The 18,240-nt window shown below is 44.9% G+C and carries 15 protein-coding genes; 9 read left to right on the plus strand and 6 right to left on the minus strand.

The features are described from left to right. Nucleotides 1-22: 22 nt before the first annotated feature. Nucleotides 23-691, minus strand: a complete 669-nt coding sequence (locus ITG12_RS00470) for a DUF2982 domain-containing protein (RefSeq protein ID WP_038871784.1) — start codon at nt 689-691, stop codon at nt 23-25. A gap of 271 nt (nt 692-962) precedes the next feature. Here ITG12_RS00470 and ITG12_RS00475 point away from each other — a divergent pair, with 271 nt between their 5' ends. From ITG12_RS00475 to ITG12_RS00500, 6 genes are all read left to right on the plus strand, one after another. Next, nucleotides 963-1,352, plus strand: coding sequence for a MarR family transcriptional regulator (locus ITG12_RS00475; protein WP_038871782.1), 390 nt, complete (start codon nt 963-965; stop codon nt 1,350-1,352). A gap of 412 nt (nt 1,353-1,764) precedes the next feature. Continuing rightward, nucleotides 1,765-2,859, plus strand: a complete 1,095-nt coding sequence (locus ITG12_RS00480; protein ID WP_038871780.1) for a TRAP transporter substrate-binding protein — start codon at nt 1,765-1,767, stop codon at nt 2,857-2,859. 131 nt (nt 2,860-2,990) lie between these two features. After that, a complete protein-coding gene (locus tag ITG12_RS00485) occupies nt 2,991-3,530 on the plus strand; it encodes a TRAP transporter small permease subunit (protein ID WP_248873339.1) in 540 nt (179 codons plus the stop codon). A gap of 12 nt (nt 3,531-3,542) precedes the next feature. After that, nucleotides 3,543-4,829 (plus strand): TRAP transporter large permease subunit, encoded by a 1,287-nt coding sequence (locus tag ITG12_RS00490; RefSeq protein WP_038871776.1) that lies wholly within the window; start codon nt 3,543-3,545, stop codon nt 4,827-4,829. Between the two features lie 134 nt (nt 4,830-4,963). Next, nucleotides 4,964-6,319, plus strand: a complete 1,356-nt coding sequence (locus ITG12_RS00495; RefSeq protein WP_042602708.1) for a cache domain-containing protein — start codon at nt 4,964-4,966, stop codon at nt 6,317-6,319. Further along, nucleotides 6,312-6,950 carry a response regulator transcription factor gene (locus ITG12_RS00500; RefSeq protein ID WP_038871772.1) on the plus strand — a complete coding sequence of 213 codons (639 nt, stop codon included), beginning with the start codon at nt 6,312-6,314 and terminating at the stop codon, nt 6,948-6,950. Before ITG12_RS00495 ends, ITG12_RS00500 begins: the two co-directional genes overlap by 8 nt. A gap of 55 nt (nt 6,951-7,005) precedes the next feature. Here the strand turns inward: ITG12_RS00500 and cosR are convergent, their stop codons facing one another. After that, complete coding sequence (gene cosR, locus ITG12_RS00505; protein ID WP_038871769.1) at nt 7,006-7,482, minus strand: MarR family transcriptional regulator CosR; 477 nt, start codon at nt 7,480-7,482, stop codon at nt 7,006-7,008. 395 nt (nt 7,483-7,877) lie between these two features. Here cosR and ITG12_RS00510 point away from each other — a divergent pair, with 395 nt between their 5' ends. Beyond that, entirely contained in the window at nt 7,878-9,449 is a 1,572-nt protein-coding gene (locus ITG12_RS00510; protein ID WP_038871767.1) for a BCCT family transporter, read from the plus strand. Between the two features lie 228 nt (nt 9,450-9,677). Continuing rightward, a complete protein-coding gene (locus ITG12_RS00515; protein WP_038871766.1) occupies nt 9,678-11,561 on the plus strand; it encodes a methyl-accepting chemotaxis protein in 1,884 nt (627 codons plus the stop codon). Nucleotides 11,562-11,638: 77 nt separating this feature from the next. Here the strand turns inward: ITG12_RS00515 and ITG12_RS00520 are convergent, their stop codons facing one another. Then, nucleotides 11,639-12,358, minus strand: coding sequence for a 3'-5' exonuclease (locus tag ITG12_RS00520; protein WP_081634911.1), 720 nt, complete (start codon nt 12,356-12,358; stop codon nt 11,639-11,641). An 8-nt stretch (nt 12,359-12,366) separates the two neighbouring features. After that, on the minus strand, nt 12,367-14,256 hold the full coding sequence (locus ITG12_RS00525) for a DUF294 nucleotidyltransferase-like domain-containing protein (protein ID WP_038876094.1): 1,890 nt from the start codon (nt 14,254-14,256) through the stop codon (nt 12,367-12,369). Between the two features lie 228 nt (nt 14,257-14,484). Between ITG12_RS00525 and ITG12_RS00530 the strand changes: the two genes are divergently transcribed. Next, nucleotides 14,485-15,126, plus strand: coding sequence for an outer membrane beta-barrel protein (locus tag ITG12_RS00530; protein WP_038871763.1), 642 nt, complete (start codon nt 14,485-14,487; stop codon nt 15,124-15,126). 121 nt (nt 15,127-15,247) lie between these two features. On the opposite strand, the gene ITG12_RS00535 is transcribed toward ITG12_RS00530, so the two are convergent. Both ITG12_RS00535 and ITG12_RS00540 read right to left on the minus strand, forming a co-directional pair. Continuing rightward, a complete protein-coding gene (locus ITG12_RS00535; protein ID WP_038871761.1) occupies nt 15,248-16,438 on the minus strand; it encodes an amino acid aminotransferase in 1,191 nt (396 codons plus the stop codon). A gap of 181 nt (nt 16,439-16,619) precedes the next feature. Continuing rightward, nucleotides 16,620-18,086, minus strand: a complete 1,467-nt coding sequence (locus ITG12_RS00540) for an HD domain-containing phosphohydrolase (protein ID WP_038876104.1) — start codon at nt 18,084-18,086, stop codon at nt 16,620-16,622. Nucleotides 18,087-18,240: the final 154 nt, after the last annotated feature.

An 18,240-nucleotide genomic window follows, 5' to 3' on the forward strand; every position in this document is an offset into this window, starting at 1 on the left:
ATGCAGATTTAGCTCTCGTAAATTATGCATCTGGCTCGGCTGCCGCTAGGTACCGTCGAGCCAACCCTACAAACTCTTCCGCCTCTCTATCCAAATCACTGGTCGAAATAAACACATCATAGCCATAGAACTTCCTTTGATATCTCATTCTATTTGCTAGCATGGCTTGTAGGCCGTCGAATTGCATTCCGTCCTCATTGATGTAGGGAGCAGGGTCGAGCACCATGTCTTCGAACTTTGTCTCGCAGTTATTTTGTCTCGCTCCCAAATAGAGCAGTGCGCGTTGGCCCAATAAAATTTCAGTTGCGATACGTGGACATATCGCGTTGAGGTAGGGCGAGTAATGCTTGAGGCGTATGCCTATCCAAGGTAGTGGTTGATGCCACCCTTCTTGCTCATAAGTACACACACCAATGGAGTCGATATTCTTCCAACGGACGACCCATCCGCCTTTGAAAAGGTGCTGCTGAAAATGCGAAGCGGTCAAGGTATAAGATACTTGGCTCTTTTTAATCATCATGATTGCAAAGCCGATGATGATGGCCATCAGCACCACAGAGAGCATCGCTTGCTTCCAGCCAGGTGCAATTAGAACCAGAAACAAGGTAATCAGCACCACAAGGAGCATGATCAGTTTGTTCACTGGGGAGTTGGATTTGAAATGTGAGTTAGTCAGATGCAGCGTTTCCATGCTTTTAACCTCAATGAATAATGAGTCTGAGGTCTCTGATATTGATTACTCAACTTGTTGCTCATTAAGTGCAAAGAACCTCTGTTTTTATACCCAGTATTCAATAAATCCGTTCACAATTTATCTGATTAAATAGTAGACGTTCTATGCAGTGAGCGCATTTTTCATCGCGTTTCGCCGCTAAAACCTACAAATCGCTTGTGAATTTTGGTATAAAACGCGCTTCAAATTTTCATCCCTGCTGAGATGCAGTGAACTGGAGAAATATTCGATGAGACTTGCTCATAAGCGTAAGGTGCAGATGAAACTGCAAAAACGCATTAAAGCGACAGTAGCAAAAGTAGCTGCTGCACCTAAAGCGGCTAAGCCTGCTGTTGAAAAAGCAGCAGCACCTTCTGTTGCTGAGAAAGTTGTAGCTGAAAAGAAAGTAGCTGCAGCAAAAACGGTTGAGGTTGCACTTACTCCTAAGCAGCAACAAGTACTAGACATCGTTGTAGCAAATGCTGAAGGTATTAACCCTAAAGGTATTGGTCAAGCTGCAGGTCAAGAAGACACTAAAGCGGCATCATGGGCTACTGGCGCACTGAAGAAGCTTCTTGAAGAAAACCTAGTTCAAAAAGAGCAGTTAGCAGGTAACAAAGTTATCTATAAAGCAGTTTAATTACCGCTGTAATTCTGTTTTCTAATTAAATGCCTCGACATTGGTCGGGGTATTTTTTTACCTGCGATACGCTTAATAGAGTTTCTAATTGAGAATTCTAAAGATATAAAGCCGTCATTTGTCACATTTTTTTAAATACTGTGTAAATTCTTCTGCAGTCAGATACTTAAGTAGTTCCTTATTCTTATAATCCAGAATGCTAGCTTAACTATCTGATTAATAGACTTTATAAAATTTAGCCATCATAAAGACTACGTATAACTACGTAATACTAATGGCTAAAGCCCGTTTCAAAGCACAAATTTGTGCGTGTTCATGCCCATTTCTTACTTCCATGTAATGTCCCATCTTCTATAGCGAATCCTTATGTAATGGATGACAACAATAACCTTGGTGACAAAGGACGTGAACGATGAGTCTTATCCAAAAATCTCTGAAACGAGTGCTCAAAGCGACAGCGATGGTTGCTGCTATGGCATTTTTAACTACTTCTGCTCATGCTGCTGACGACAAAGTTTATCGCTTAAAACTGGCGGAGACATGGGGGCCGAACTTCCCAATCTTTGGTGATGCGACTAAAAACATGGCGAAAATGGCAGAAGAAATGTCAAACGGGCGTTTGCAAATCCGTATTGACTCTGCGAACAAACATAAAGCACCACTTGGTGTGTTTGATATGGTGAAATCCGGTCAATACGACATGGGTCACTCGGCGTCCTATTACTGGAAAGGCAAAGTACCAAACACCCTTTACTTTACCTCTATGCCTTTCGGTATGTTGCCAACAGAACAATATGCATGGTTCTACTACGGTGGCGGTATGGAGTTGATGGAAAAAGTTTACTCCCCCCACAACCTATTATCTTTCCCTGGTGGTAACACGGATACCCAAATGGGTGGCTGGTTTCAGAAAGAAATCAAATCAGTCGATGACCTACAAGGTCTGAAAATGCGTATCCCGGGCTTTGCTGGTGAAATTCTTGCAGAACTGGGGGCGAAGCCTACCAATATCGCACCGGGTGAGCTGTACACTTCTCTTGAGCGCCGTACTATCGATGCATTGGAGTGGGTAGGTCCTTCTCTTGATTTACGTATGGGCTTCCACAAAATTGCGCCTTACTACTACACAGGTTGGCATGAGCCGGGCACTGAGCTGCAGTTCCTAGTGAACAAGCGTACTTGGGAACGTCTACCAGATGATTTGAAAGCGATCCTTCAAGTTGCGATGAAAGCCGCCGCGTACGACATGTACACTCAGTCTAAGCACGAGAGTGGTAAGAACTGGGCATCAATTCAATCAGAATACCCTGATGTTCAAGTCAAAGACTTTCCGCCGGAAGTTATCTCTGCGCTACGTGAAGCGAACGAACGTCTTCTAAAACAACATGCGGAAAAAGATGCATTGGCAAAAGAGATTCAAGAATCTCAAGCGAGCTATATTGAGCAAGTGCGTCCTTGGTCTGACATTTCTCACCGAGCTTACTTAAACAGCCAAGCTCAACAGTAACTTCAATATGCTGGCTGAATCTATTGGTTCTAGCCAGCTAGCGAAGCCCAAGAAAAACTTCTCTTAGAGAAGATCATAACAAGTGCTCCGCGAGCCAGCGGAGCCAATTCACACGTTCCATGGAGTTCGGAATGAGAAGCCTTATTTATATTGAGCGAATCTTTAACCGCTTCGGTGATTTTCTGGGGTGGTTATCCAGCATCCTATTTATATTGTTATTAGCGAACGTGGTGTACGACGTTGTCATGCGTTACGTGTTTAATGATGTCTCTATTGCCTTTCAAGAAATGGAATGGCACCTCTTTTCTGCGGTATTTTTACTCGGTGTTCCTTACGCGATTAAATCCGGTGGTCACGTTCGAGTGGATATTTTCTATGAGCGTTTATCTTATAAAGCTCAATCCGTTATCGATCTCTTAGGCACACTCTTTTTCTTATTTCCTTTCTGTCTATTGGTGGCTTGGTACGGCATCGACTTTGCCAAAGAAAGTTATGCCTTGGGTGAAACATCGGGTGATCCTGGTGGCTTACCATATCGTTGGATTATCAAAGCAATGATCCCACTTTCTTTCTTGTTCATGGCAATCAGTGGTATGGGATTGCTGCTGCACTCCATCAACAAAATTGTTAACCCTCATCTTATCTATGTCGGTAATAACGGTAAGTCGTAAAAGGAATTCAGTATGATCGGTATAGTGATGTTTTTTGTCGCCTTGTTTGCGCTACTGCTCGGTTTTCCTGTTGCTTTTACTTTTGGCGGGATCGCATTAATTTTTGGCGTTTGGGCAGAAGGGATCGAGATGTTCGCCTTCATGCCATATCGCATTCAATCCATCATGGAAAACACGGTATTGATGGCTGTACCTCTCTTTGTCTTTATGGGGTTGGTATTACAAAAGACACGGTTAGCAGAGCAGTTGTTGGAATCCATGGGACGTCTATTTGGTGGCGTTCGTGGTGGTATTGCGATTTCTACCGTGCTAGTGGGGGCGTTATTGGCGGCATCGACTGGTGTGGTTGGAGCGTCTGTCGTCGCGATGGGTTTGATCTCTCTTCCCGTCATGCTCAAGTATAACTACGATAAAGGGTTAGCTTGCGGCACTATTTGCGCGTCGGGGACACTCGGCCAAATTATCCCACCTTCGATTGTATTAATTTTATTGGGCGATGTACTTGGTGTCCCAGTTGGCGATTTGTTCCAAGCTGCGGTGTGGCCGGGTATTGTGCTGGTGGGTGCTTATGTTATCTATATTCTGATTTACGCCAAACTTAACCCAGAAGCAGCCCGTCCTATTGATCGTGATGAATCGATCAGTCGCAAAGAGGAAGTGATCACCGCGCTGAAAGCTGTATTGCCGCCTTTAGCATTGATCATTGTGGTGCTGGGCTCTATTTTTGCGGGCATTGCGACGCCAACAGAATCTGCTGCACTCGGTGGTGCAGGTGCGATTGTGCTGTCACTGTTGTATAAACAGTTTAGCTGGTCGATGGTGTACGAAGCATCGAAAGAGACCGTCAAAGTAACCGCGATGGTATTTGCTATTTTGTTGGGTGCGACGGCGTTCTCTATGGCATTTACTTATACTGGTGGTGACTACTTGGTAGAAGAGTGGATGCTGCAAATTCCGGGAGAAAAGTGGGGCTTCTTGATCATCACCATGCTCGTGATTTTGATTCTCGGTTTCTTCATCGATTTCGTTGAGATTTGTTTCATTATTGTCCCAATCATTGCGCCTGTTGCTGAGCTCATGGGCATCAACATGACGTGGTTTGCGATTCTGATTGCTATGAACTTACAGACTTCATTCCTCACACCACCTTTTGGTTTTAGCTTGTTCTATCTGAAAGGGGTGGCGCCAGCAGGTGTGACAACACGAGATATTTATAAAGGGGTAATGCCGTTTATCGCGATTCAAATTGTTGTACTCGCCTCTCTGTTATTCTTCCCTGGTTTCTACGGCATGTCGTAATACGCATGCAGTGACATTAGCGTAGCAATGCAAAGGTGAAAGGCGAATTTGTGAGCTGAGAGTTTTTACCTTTTGAGACAAGTTGTTAAGCTGATTAGTCATTAAGCTAATCAGCGTTTCATTGGAGGAAAGGGATGCCTCTTAAAGCCAAACTTATCTTGCTGGCGTTGATCCCCGTGTTGTTGGTGTCCGCAAGCATCAGTTGGATTTCCATTTATCAAGCGAAGACGCTAGGTCAACGAGAGGTGGAAATCTTTCATCAAAGCTTGATTCAATCTAAAGAAGTCGCGTTGAAAGACACCGTTGATTTGGCTTTCGACGCGATTTCGCACATCTACAATGATCCCACCATAGAAGAGCATGCTGCCAAAGCACGAGTGAAAGCGATCCTCAATCGACTTCGCTACGGTTCCGATGGCTACTTCTTTGCCTACGATAAACACGGAACCAATTTAGTTCATCCTATTTTGCCCGATTTGGTTGGGCAGAACTTACTGCATATCCAAGATGAAAACGGCGACCACCTCATCGAAGCGTTGCTCTATCAGGCTCAGCTTGGAGGCGGCTTTCATCAATACCTTTGGCAGAAGCCTTCCACGGGGGAAGTCGTGCCTAAGTTGAGTTATGCCGCTTGGCTGGATAAGTGGGAGTGGATGATTGGCACAGGTTTGTATATAGAAGATGTCAGTCGCGAAGTGGCTAATATGCGCGCCGCTGTGAATCAAAATATCGAGACAACGTTTTTCACCGTGGTTGTCATTTTGGTGGTGACAGTCGCGGTCATCATTGTTCTAACTCTTGCAATCAACCTACATGAGCACAGGTTAGCCGATAAACATCTAAAAGAGCTCGCTCACAAGACGGTGATGTTCCAAGAGGACGAGAAGAAGCATTTAGCTAGAGAGTTGCATGATGGCATTAATCAGTTATTGGTTTCGAGTAAATGCCATTTAGATCTAATGGGGCATCGGATCGACGATGAAAAACTCAAATCACACCTCGATAAATCTCAGCGTTCGTTGATTACCGCAATCAATGAAGTTCGCCACATTTCCCATCAGTTGAGACCAAGTGCGTTGGATGACATTGGTCTTGAGGCGGCGCTATCAACCTTATTGCAAGATTTTCATTCGCATTCCGGTATTGATATCGACTGCCATTTTGATACCAACCATGTGAAGTTAAAATCCGAAGTAGCGACAACGTTGTATCGCGTTGCTCAAGAGTCGTTGAACAATATTGAGAAACACGCGAAGGCAAAAAAGGTCACGGTAATTTTGCAAAAAATGGGCAATATGCTGCAATTACTGATACGTGATGATGGTACGGGGTTCTTAGTTAACCAATCGGTTCATCGGCAAGGTATCGGATTGCGTAACATGCGTGAGCGGGTCGAATTCATTGGGGGTGAGTTTGAACTGATGAGTGAACCAAGGTTAGGGACAGAGATTACCGTTTTGTTAGATTTGGATGGATTAGTTTATGGATAAACCGATTAGTGTGGTGATTGTGGATGACCACCAAGTCGTGCTTGATGGTTTTATGGCACGCTTGGAGCTTGAGTCTGACATCAATGTTATCGGTACTGCGAGTAACGGGCTGGAAGCCATCGAAGTCGCTAAGTTACTTAACCCTGATGTCATCTTGATGGACATCAGTATGCCGATCATGAACGGTATCGAAGCCACGGGGGTGATTAAGGAGGAACGACCCGAGAGTAAAATCTTAATGCTTACCATGCATGACAATCGTGAATACATCATGAAGGTGATGCAAGCGGGTGCGGTCGGCTACATGCTTAAAGAAATCTCGGCAGAAAAAATGGTACAAGCGATAAAAACCGTCAACCAAGGTTCAACATATTTTTGCGAATCGGTTACTCAAACATTATTTACACAAGATGTTGTACCTGCGGCACAAAAGCCGAACCCACTCAGTCGCCGTGAAGAAGCGGTATTGAAACTGGTGGCTCAGGGCAATAGCAGCAAAAAAATTGCTACGCTTTTAGATATTAGCTATCGAACGGTTGAAACGCACCGCCACAACATTAAGCACAAGTTGGATCTGCACTCGACAGCGGAATTGGCCAAATACGCGTTTGAGACTGGTTTGACAGAGTGATTTCTGGGTAGGAGAAAGCGCTCATCACTGGACGAATGAGCGCTAACAAAGCATGTTATTCAGGTTTGGTGATGCTACCGATCTCTAGCATTGGTGCAACATCGATATCTTCCGCATTCATCATGGTAGAAATGCGCTGAACAGACGAAAGCAGCAAGCTTTGCTCCCATTCTTCCAGTTTTTGGAAGCGGCTGATGAAGTGCTCTTGAAGTGGCGTTGGCGCTTGTTTTAACGCTTCTTGTCCTTTTTCTGTTAGCACTGCATGCACTTTACGCTTGTCTTCCACACTACGGCGGCGTTCAACAAGCTGATTACGCTCTAAACGGTCTAAAATAGTGGTAGCGGTTGCCTGACTCATATTGGTGTGGCTAGACAGTTGCTTAATCGTGACATTGTCTAATTCACTAATGGCACGCATAAGAATCAGCTGTGGAGCCGTCAAACCAGACTCTTTGCTCAACTTTTTAGAATGTAAATCAATGGCGCGGATGATCTGACGAATCGAGACCAAGACTTCTTCGTACTTTTCCAATTTAGTAATCCAGTCATTAAGGGATCATGTAACGACGCGACACTAACTCAAAAGCGTTGCTAATAAAAGGGGTTAGTCAGGGATCGCGACACCATTTTTCAATTATTTGCCTTGGCTCTCCTTATTAAATTTATGGTTTTTTGCGGGTAAAAAAGGATGACCTAGAATTATTATAGTAAGAAATGTTTGTGGTCTAATTATTGCTGTGGTTGTTTTCGCTTTTTTTGGTGGATTTTTCTGATTGAAAAGTAAGTTATTGGATTTTTTATCAGCAAAAGATAGACAAAAACGCCTCAAATGGTAGGATCTTCCACTTTCATGGAAAATAAAATGTATCGTGTTCGAAAGGTTTTTTGGCGCTGCGTCGAAAAACTAGAATGCAAAAGAGAGGAACAATGACAAAAGGTATAGATAAGTACAGTATCGACAGTACCGACTATACGGTTGGTCAAGACAACGTGCAAAAATGGGGTTTTGACGTACATAATCCTGTTTTTGGTATCAGTGCGGGTTTCATTGCACTATTTCTTATTGCTGCATTAGTTCTTGATGCACATACCGCAAAAACAGCGTTAGATGGCATTAAGCTGAAAATCATCAGCTCATTTGACTGGCTGTTCATCCTTTCCGGTAACATCTTCGTTATCTTCTGTTTGGTATTGATTGTTTCACCAATGGGTAAGATTCGCCTTGGTGGTAAAGATGCCGTTGCCGATTACTCTTTCATATCATGGCTTTCTATGCTGTTCGCTGCAGGTATGGGTATCGGCTTGATGTTCTGGAGTGTTGCTGAGCCAGTGGCTTACTTCACCGGTTGGTATGAGACACCGTTGGGTGTTGAAGCGAATACACCAGAGGCGGCTAAGTTAGCACTAGGTGCGACCATGTTCCACTGGGGTCTACACCCTTGGGCAATTTACGGTGTGGTTGCGCTTTCACTCGCCTTCTTTACCTATAACAAAGGTTTGCCGCTATCAATGCGTTCGATCTTCTACCCGTTATTGGGTGATCGCGCTTGGGGTTGGGCTGGCCATATTGTTGATATCCTAGCGGTACTAGCAACTCTATTTGGTCTTGCGACGTCTTTGGGTTTAGGTGCACAACAAGCAGCAAGTGGTATTCACCACGTGTTCGGTGTTGAGCCTGGGCTTGGCTTGCAGATTGTTGTCATTACTGTTGTGACTTTACTCGCTGTTGTATCCGTTATTCGCGGTATTGACGGTGGTGTGAAAGTCATTAGTAACATCAACATGGTTATTGCCTTTTTACTTCTTATCCTTGTTGGTTTAATTGGTTGGGCTGTGAGCCTTGGTTCTATTCCGACGACATTTATGTCGTATGTAGAGAACCTAATTCCGCTGAGTAATCCGTTTGGTCGTACTGATGAAGCATGGTTCCAAGGCTGGACTGTATTCTACTGGGCTTGGTGGATTTCATGGTCACCATTTGTTGGTATGTTCATCGCGCGAGTTTCTCGCGGCCGTACAGTTCGTGAGTTCATCACGGCGGTACTGATTGTCCCTACAGCTGTGACGTTGATTTGGATGTCAGTATTCGGTGGTTTGGCTATCGACCAAGTGATCAACAATGTGGGTGAGCTAGGTGCAAACGGTCTAACTGACGTTTCATTAGCGATGTTCCAAATGTTTGATGTTCTGCCATTTGGTAACATCCTATCTATCATTGCGGTTGTTCTGGTATTGGTATTCTTTATTACCTCTTCAGACTCTGGTTCTTTGGTTATCGACAGCATTACCGCTGGTGGTAAAGTGGATGCGCCAGTTCTACAACGTGTATTCTGGGCATTTATGGAAGGTGCAATTGCGGTTGCACTACTGTGGATCGGTGGCTCAGAAGCGGTTCAAGCACTGCAAGCTGGTGCTATCTCAACTGCGCTTCCATTCACATTCGTATTGCTTGCCATGTGTGTCAGTTTATTGATGGGCATGAGAACAGAACGACAATAATTGATAAGATTTATAAATATCTCTTAGATATTAATGAGTTAAAAAGCCAGCGTAATGCTGGCTTTTTTTGTGCGATTTTTCTGACGCTTGCCAAAAAAATGGCGAATCAAATTCTTTATTTTACAACAGGTTATCGTATTAAATTTGTGAACAATCTTCGTGATTACTTTGTCAGAAATGTGTAAGATTCAGCCTCCTTAACTGTTCTCCCAACTTCTTATAATAATTATGAAATTATCATTAAAACAAAAGCTAATTGGCGCAAGCCTCTCTGCTGTTGTAGTGATGGCAACAGCATTAACTTGGTTGTCGGCTGGTCAATTGTTTGATCAGACGCGTTCAGGTGTCTATTCACGAGCACAAAGCCTAAGCAACGCAGCATCAGAAGGTATTTCTGACTGGGTTGCGATTCGCAAAGACATTGCGACGGCTTTCAACGATTACTCAACTGAGCAAGACGTTGTGCCTTTCCTACAACAAGCACGCAAAGCGGGGGGCTTTGACGATATCTTCCTAGGTACTCCGGAAGGTGGTATGTACCGTTCTCATCCAGAACGCAACCGTGCCGATTACGATCCTCGCACTCGCCCTTGGTACACTGAAGCGAAATCAGCGGGTAAGCAGATCATCACTGAAGCGTATCAAGATGCGATCACTAACGCGCTACTGGTGACCATTGCCGAACCGGTAATGAAGAACGGTAAGTTCATTGGTGTAGTGGGTGCTGACGTTCTGATTGATCAGTTGATCAATGACGTGATCAGCTTGGACGCGGGTGAAAATGCGCATGCAATGTTGATCGACATGAACGACGGTACTTTCCTTGCGCACCCGAACAAGAGCTTGACACTTAAGCCAATTACGGACCTTTCTAACCAATTTTCAAAAGATTCGATTGAGCGTGCAGCCAATACAGGCTCGATTGAGACAACAACGATCAAAGGTCAAGAGAAGCTTTACTACTTCAGCAAAGTGCCAGGTACAAACTGGATGTTCGCGATTGAAATGGATCGTGCAACTGAAGAGGCGAGCCACGCACAATTACTACGCGAAATGCTGATTACAGCTGTTCTCATCACCATCGTAGTGATTGCAGCGGTGTCTTGGTTAGTTGGCTTCTTGTTCCGCGATCTTGGTCGTGTATCGCAGGCGCTTGAAGAGATTGCTTCTGGTGAAGGTGACTTAACACAACGTCTTGAGCCACGTAGCGATGATGAAGTTGGTAAACTTGCCGAAAACTTTAACCGTTTTGTGGGCAACATGCATACTATGGTGACCAAGCTTAGTCACGTTTCTGCATCGTTGTCAGAGCAAGCTCGTACGACCGCTCAGCAGGCTGAGGAGCGTAGCCAACGTATTTCTTACCAGCAAGACGAAATCAACATGGTTGCGACTGCGGTAAATGAAATGGCTGCGGCGACACAAGAGATTGCAGGCAATGCTGACAATACTGCATCAAGCTCAGAAGAAGCGGTGCAAGCGTGTGTTCATGGTTCAGGTCAAGTGACTCAAACTCAAGGCTCTATCCAGAACCTTGCACAAGAAGTCCAAGTGGCGACGAACGTGATTCAAGAGCTTGAGGCGCACGGTAATGCAATCAATACGATTCTTTCCACGATCCAAGGTATTGCAGAGCAAACTAACCTACTAGCACTAAACGCAGCTATCGAAGCGGCGCGCGCGGGTGAGCAAGGTCGTGGTTTTGCGGTGGTTGCTGATGAGGTTCGTGTTCTGAGTCAACGTACTCATGCGTCTACTCAAGAGATTCAAGAAACGATTGAGATGTTGCAAGGTACGACAGCAAAAGCTGTAGGTATTATGGATGACAGCCGTCGTCTTGCTGACACCAGCGTGGATGATGCGAACTCAGCAGCGGTGAGCCTCACTCAGATTCACACTGCAGTAGAACGCATTAGCGACATGGCAACACAAATTGCGTCTGCTGCTGAAGAGCAAGCGTCCGTAACAACAGAAATTACGCGCAACACAGAAGGCATCCGCGATGTCTCCAACGAGTTGTCAGTTGAAGCGCATCAGGCCGCAGAGCAAGCTGCGCACCTATCTGAACTTTCTCATGAGCTAGAACAAGAGATCAATCGCTTTAAACTGTAAGTGATTTGAGCATTAAAAAGGAGCCGATTGGCTCCTTTTTTGTTTATCAGCGGAAAGTATTCTCGATTCGCTATGACCTACAACCAAAGACTACTGATAGGTTGCTCTTCGCTGTAGTGATGGGCAATTTGGGCTTGAAGTAGTTCTGCTGTGGCGATTGCATCCGTTAACGCATGATGAGGTGTATAATCCGGCAGACCATAACGGCGACGAGATTGAGCTAAGCGCAATGACTTCGGCTTATTCCCTTTTAACTTGTTCCAAAGGCCGCCAGAGAGGCGCTGTTGAATGTCCTCTTCAATTTGCAGCGTATCCAATACAGGGAACTCGATGCCTTCCTTAATGCGCGCTCGCAGCGCTTGGTCGAGGAATTCGCGCTCAATACGACGATAGTGAACGACAACAATTTTGCCCGCTAAGCTTTCCAATAATGGTCCGAGGATCTCTCCTAAGTCGGGTGCGTCTATCAGCTCACTGTGTGTAATGCCGTGAATGATGACTGATTCTTCATCGAGCTTTTCTTGCGGTCTTACTTTCCAGTGCTTTGCTTGGCGAAGGAAAATACGATTAAGATTAAACGGCACCAAACCAATGGTGATAATTCCGTTCTTTTGCGGATTCAACCCAGTAGTCTCAAAGTCCAAGGCGACAAACTCTACCTCCGATAATGGTGTTTCTGGCGCAGGCAGTGCGGTGCTGTAGAAAGCGACCAGACGTTCATCCTTCGCGTTTTCTAATTTGCTTTGAAACTTGGTTGGCCATTGGACAAAAGGTTTTTGAAACAGCTTCTTGATCATTCCGTGTCTCACTTAAACTTACTGCTGGCCTGATAACGGAACTTGAGGAAGTTCTGACCATTACTCAAGATTTGGAAAGCATCCTTAAGATTACGTCGCTCAAAATCCGATAAGTTCTCTGGTTCGATGTTGTTATCCGGCTCAATACCGAGTTCAACATCGATGGCTTGGTGACGGATGCGAACCATAGAGATGAACTCCATTGCGTCCTTCAAGTCCTGCGCACGTCCTTTTGGTAAGATGCCCGCGTCAATGATGTCATCCAAACGCTCAAAAGAGTTTTGAGCTCGAGAACCTACCGCCAAAGAGTGAACACGAATCAAATCTACCAATGGTGCAGTACCACGACGTTTTAAGTTGATCGAGTTTTTGTGTTGACCATCTTTTTCCATCACGAAGTCTTTGAAGAATCCAAGTGGAGGCGTTCGATTTAAGGCGTTGCGAGCCAAGCAAGCGAGGAAGCGGTTATTCTTACGCGCGCGACGAACGATAAAGCTGGTCAGTTGTTCTGCCCATTTTAAGCGGCCATAAACGCCATCTAAGTCAAAGAAAATAGACGCATTCAGTAGCGCTTTCGGGTTAGGGTCATCAATCCAGTCTGCAAAGCACTCTTCCCATTGTGAGCGAGTCATACGCCATTCAGGGTTGGTTGCCATAATGTCGCCGGTACAATACTTGTAACCACATACGTTCAAACCGTCACTGACATATTGCGCCAGCGCTTCAAAATACTTGCCGTGCTTGTCTTCTTTGTATGTATCATCAAGGATGATGGCATTGTCTTGGTCTGTGACCAACAATTGCTCATCTCGACCCATTGAGCCCAGTGCTAGGAAGCAATAGGGAATGGGTGGTGGGCCTAATTCTTCTTCTGCCATCTCAAGCAAGCGCTGTTTGAAGCTGCGCCCGATCACTGACATCGCACTGCCAACCATGTGAGAGTTTGCGTCTTCATTTACTAAACGTACAAAGCTGCTTTTCACTTCATCGGCAACGATCGCTAAATCTTCGATGGTTTGTTGCTGGAAAATACTGCTCACCAACAACAGAGAGTTTTGAGATTCATAACGAACGATATCGGTGGCTTCAATAATGCCAATTGGCATCTGGTCTTTCACGACAGGTAAATGATGCACGTTATAGCGCAGCATGGTTAGCATGGCTTCATACACATAGGCGTTGTGATCGAGGGAAATAACTTCTGTCGTCATCACCGTTGAAACGTCATCTTGAGGCGACAAACCTTCGGCCAAAACACGGGTACACAAATCGCGGTCAGTAATAATACCAACGACAGGCGATTGCGGGTCATCTTCATCAAGAACAAATTCAGGGTCGACAATCAACAACGAAGAGACATTGTCTTGCGCCATAAGCTGTGCGGCTTCTTGAATGGTTTGGCCTCGCTCAATGGTCGGCGCATCGCGCGTCAGCAGTGTTTTTACTTTCGATGTCGTCAGATCATTCGCGTCATTATTTTCAGACACGGCTTGGCGTAGTCTTGCACTGTTTTCAACTTCGACAAAGTCGGCAAACGAGTCAAAGTTATCGTAAAGCTCTTGGAAAATGTCTTGCGGAATGCAGTAGAGCAGGGAGTCTTCGATTGCCTTTACTGGAAAGCGAACTTTGTTGTTAGTAAGAAGGCCCATTTGACCGAAAAGATCACCTTCATCGAGGCGGTTGTAGAGCTCACCTTTGCGTCGATAGACTTCAACTACGCCACTTCTTACCATATATAGGTCGTCAATTTGATCTCCTAAATGGATGATAGGGGTGTCCTGACGGTAGTAAGAGATCTCGATGTTCTCTGTCACTTTGATGAGCGTTTCTTCCGGAAGCTCGTTGAATGGGGGATACTTGGCGAGAAAGTTATATATCTCGAGAAGTTCTGCTTCCATTAAGGTGCCTTTTGGTTTGCAAGTGATAGAGTAATCTTAACTTAGTTTTAAAGCAGAATCTTATCGGATCACTGTTTTTCGTGCGCAATGATAAGATTCAGACAAGTCGCACGGCAAATCGCCATCAATTCGGCTACGCTGTCATCAAGATGCCGAATTAAATCAATAAACTGTAGTCGAACTAGAGAGCATAAGTACTTTTGGATGACACTCATGGAAGGAAGTAAAATGGTAAGATTGTTATTAGCTGCACCTCTTGTAGCATTACCTATAATGAGCGTTGCCTCAGAGGCAGAACAAGCTGCAAAATTTGGGTATGAACACATTAACCTCGACCTCGGCGCGGGTACGACCAACGAAGAATGGTTAGATAACTCGAATGCCACCACCGTAGGATTGGGTGGTAACTATCTGCTGACCGATAACTGGTTGTTTAATGTGGATTACTCCGCACAGTTTTTCCACCCAGACGACTTCACTTTGCGCATTGACCGTTTAATGTTTGGTGGTGGATACCGTTATGGTATTAACGAAAAACTGGATGTGTATGGCGTTTATGGGCTCGGAGCCATAAAAGCTAAGGCAACCGATGATAAGAGTGACAATACGATTTCATCAGAAAGCGAGTTTATCCAGGGCGTGACGATTGGTGCTAACTACCTGTTCAGTGAAAAATTAATGGGTACGGCTGAAGTGCATTTAAATCGAAGTGATATCGTTGATGAGAACAACTACAAGATTGCTTTCAATTATCAGTGGCATGATGTGATTGGTACAGGTTTGTACTATCAGTTCCGAGATACGGATTATCAAAATCAGAGCTCTGATCATATTAACGAAGTGGGCATCAGCTTTAAGTTCGTTTATTAGAGCAATGGTTTAATTACATCATCGGCTTGTGACGGTGCTGTTTGAAATGAAACACACAAAAACAAAAAGGTCAGCATGTGCTGACCTTTTCTGATTGTGCTTTCTATTAGCTAAAGCGGAGTTATAGAACTGCCGCAATGCCTTTACATAGAGGACCCATGTTTGACTTCGTCATGCCTGCTACGCTGATACGACCAGAGCCAACAATGTAGATTGCAAACTCTTCCTTCAGGCGGTTTACCTGTTCTTTAGATAGACCAGAGAATGAGAACATACCGTTTTGGCGCTCGATGAAGCTGAAGTCAGCGTCTACACCTTCAGCTTTCAGAGTTGCAACGAATAGCTCACGCATCTCTTGGATACGGTCACGCATTTCTGCTACTTCAGCTTCCCATTCCGCACGCAATTCTGCATCGCCAAGGATATGCGTAACGACAGCACTGCCGTGCGCAGGTGGGTTAGAGTAGATAGAACGGATGATCGCTTTCACTTGCGAGAATGCGGTTGTTGCTACTTCTTCTGATTCAGCAACTAGAGTGAATGCACCTACACGCTCGTTGTATAGGCCGAAGTTCTTAGAGAAAGAGCTCGCTACTAGGATTTCTTTGTTGTACTTCGCGAAAATACGAAGACCTTCGGCATCTTCTTCGACACCTTTCGCAAAACCTTGGTATGCAAAGTCAAATAGAGGCAGTAGTTTCTTGTCTGCCACTAGCTTCGCCAGAGCTTCCCACTCTTCAGCCGTTGGATCGATACCAGTAGGGTTGTGGCAGCAGCCATGCAGAAGCACAACATCGCCTTCCGATGCAGCTTGAAGATCTGTCAGCATCGCATCAAAGTCTTTGTCTTTCGTTTCTGCGTTGTAGTAGCTGTATTGTGCCGTTTCGATACCAGCAGCTGTGAACACGCCGTTGTGGTTTGCCCAAGTTGGGTTGCTGATCCAGATCTTCACTTCGCCAAGCTGACGTTTAATAAACTCGCCGGCAACGCGCAGAGCGCCCGTACCACCAGGTGCTTGAGCTGTTTTAGCTCGCTTGCTCGCAACGATTTCTGCGTCTGCACCAAATAGCAGTTTTTGTACTGCCAGACCATATTCTGCTGTACCTTCGATTGTTAGGTAAGATTTGGTTTTTTCAGTTTCAATCAGTGCTGCTTCGGCTTTCTTTACGGTAGCAAGAACAGGGGTTTCACCTTGTTCGTTCTTGTAAATACCAACGCCTAGGTTGATTTTTTCAGCGCGAGTATCTTTTTTAAACTCTTCAGTAAGTCCAAGAATAGGGTCGGCCGGAGCGGCAACTACTTTTTCAAACATAATCTTCATCCATGTTAATCGAAGGGGTCTGCTGACATTTATACCTTTCAGCAATATTCGTTACAACAGTTAGTGAAAAGAAAACTTAAAAAAGTTTTGATTTGAAACAGAATTCTAACATAAGCAAAGATTTTGCTATGAAAACCCCTCTTAACTGTGGAGTTAAGAGGGGGATAATTCGCTAAGCGGCGAGATCTTGAGCATCTTGATATTGATGTGCGATATGCTGAAACTGTGTTTCTACAGCAAGGAAAGCGTCGACAACTTGCGGGTCAAAATGTTTTCCATTTCCTTTAAGAATGATTGATTTTGCCTTGTCATGACTGAACGCTGGCTTGTATACACGCTTTGAAATAAGTGCATCATAAACATCTGCGAGTGCCATCAATCGGCCAGAGAGGGGAATGCTTTCACCCGAGAGTTGATTTGGATAACCACTTCCATCCCACTTTTCATGGTGTGTCAGCGCGATCTCTTTCGCAACTCGCAAAAATGAGCTACTTCCTAGCTGTTTTTCTGCGATTGACAACGCTTCGGCACCAATTTCAGCATGACCCTTCATGATCTCAAATTCTTCGTCGGTCAATTTACCCGGTTTGAGTAACACATTATCAGGCACGCCGACTTTACCCACATCGTGAAGCGGGGCAGATTTATACAACAGTTCAATGTAATTGGGAGTCAGCAACATGCGATGTTGTTCAAACTGACTTAAGTGTTCTGCCAGCACTTTGACGTATTCCTGCGTTCGCATGATATGCGCACCAGTTTCGTTATCGCGAGACTCTGCCAAGGCGGACAGGCTGACAATGGCAACATCACGCGTCGTTTTCACCTCGTCTTGCGAAACTTGCAAGCTGTCTAGCATTTGGTTGGTGAGGCAGGCCATTGAGCCTAGCTCATCATGTTGGAAGACCGGGAGGCGTTGAGCCACCTTACCTTGAGTGACTTCCAATAATGCTTGTTCTTGGCTAAACAAAATCTTCTGCATCAAGCGAGTCCATAACACCATGATGGCAATAACGTATCCCCCTACAACCAACGCGATATACACCAGTTCCTTGATAAAACTGATCTTGCCTAAACCATTGCTGATTTGTTCGGGGTTTTGCTCTAACCAATAAATGTCTTTTACTGCGACCATGGTTAAGATTGCGGTGAGAGTGATCAGTAACGCAATCATCATCCCGATCATCTGTTTGACCATAGATTGGCGTTGCCCTGAGAGGACAAAATCGAATTGGTTTTGCTGGCGCAAGTCATTAAATTGAGCCAATTTGCTTTGTAGTTGAAGGATAGAGCCTGTCAGGAAGCCAAACAATCCCATGCCAAATAGGACCTTTACATTGCTATCGAAAGTAAAGTCATACTGGAGGTTGTAATAAGCCGCGAAAGGGATGCTAACCGCAGTAAATAAAATCGTATCCAGCTTCGTTTGGCGGTTTTGTGCAATTAACGGGTGTGTTGCGAGAATAAAGTGACGCACTAAATAGATGAAGGTAAACACCACGGCGCAGTGCAAAATGACTTCGTAAACGCTGAGCGTACTGAGCATGGGGCAGACGCGTCCGCCATAGGTGCCAAAAAAGAATGCAGCGGCCAAATAAAGTTGCAATGTTAGCGGTGCGTTGTAGTTAGTATTCGCCATGATTAACCTTTCTAAGATCATCCTCAACATCATTGTCTTCGCTCTTGGTTGCGCTTCTAGAGAGGAATTTGGTTATGTTATCGATGCTGTTGATTGATCTGTCACTTGTAAAATCAAAGACCTGCGATTCTAGCGATAGATTTCATTAAGCGCT

Origin of the sequence: Vibrio sp. ED002 (genome assembly GCF_023277445.1) — a bacterium.
Lineage (GTDB): Bacteria > Pseudomonadota > Gammaproteobacteria > Enterobacterales > Vibrionaceae > Vibrio > Vibrio jasicida.

Bases quoted from the DNA above. Each gene is read 5' to 3' on its own strand.
- ITG12_RS00515 (WP_038871766.1), top strand. From the start codon at position 9,678: ATGAAATTATCATTAAAACAAAAGCTAATTGGCGCAAGCCTCTCTGCT.
- ITG12_RS00510 (WP_038871767.1), top strand. From the start codon at position 7,878: ATGACAAAAGGTATAGATAAGTACAGTATCGACAGTACCGACTATACG.
- ITG12_RS00520 (WP_081634911.1), bottom strand. From the start codon at position 12,358: ATGATCAAGAAGCTGTTTCAAAAACCTTTTGTCCAATGGCCAACCAAG.
- ITG12_RS00495 (WP_042602708.1), top strand. From the start codon at position 4,964: ATGCCTCTTAAAGCCAAACTTATCTTGCTGGCGTTGATCCCCGTGTTG.
- ITG12_RS00530 (WP_038871763.1), top strand. From the start codon at position 14,485: ATGGTAAGATTGTTATTAGCTGCACCTCTTGTAGCATTACCTATAATG.
- ITG12_RS00490 (WP_038871776.1), top strand. From the start codon at position 3,543: ATGATCGGTATAGTGATGTTTTTTGTCGCCTTGTTTGCGCTACTGCTC.
- ITG12_RS00535 (WP_038871761.1), bottom strand. From the start codon at position 16,438: ATGTTTGAAAAAGTAGTTGCCGCTCCGGCCGACCCTATTCTTGGACTT.
- ITG12_RS00470 (WP_038871784.1), bottom strand. From the start codon at position 691: ATGGAAACGCTGCATCTGACTAACTCACATTTCAAATCCAACTCCCCA.
- ITG12_RS00525 (WP_038876094.1), bottom strand. From the start codon at position 14,256: ATGGAAGCAGAACTTCTCGAGATATATAACTTTCTCGCCAAGTATCCC.
- ITG12_RS00480 (WP_038871780.1), top strand. From the start codon at position 1,765: ATGAGTCTTATCCAAAAATCTCTGAAACGAGTGCTCAAAGCGACAGCG.
- ITG12_RS00500 (WP_038871772.1), top strand. From the start codon at position 6,312: ATGGATAAACCGATTAGTGTGGTGATTGTGGATGACCACCAAGTCGTG.
- ITG12_RS00475 (WP_038871782.1), top strand. From the start codon at position 963: ATGAGACTTGCTCATAAGCGTAAGGTGCAGATGAAACTGCAAAAACGC.
- ITG12_RS00540 (WP_038876104.1), bottom strand. From the start codon at position 18,086: ATGGCGAATACTAACTACAACGCACCGCTAACATTGCAACTTTATTTG.
- ITG12_RS00485 (WP_248873339.1), top strand. From the start codon at position 2,991: ATGAGAAGCCTTATTTATATTGAGCGAATCTTTAACCGCTTCGGTGAT.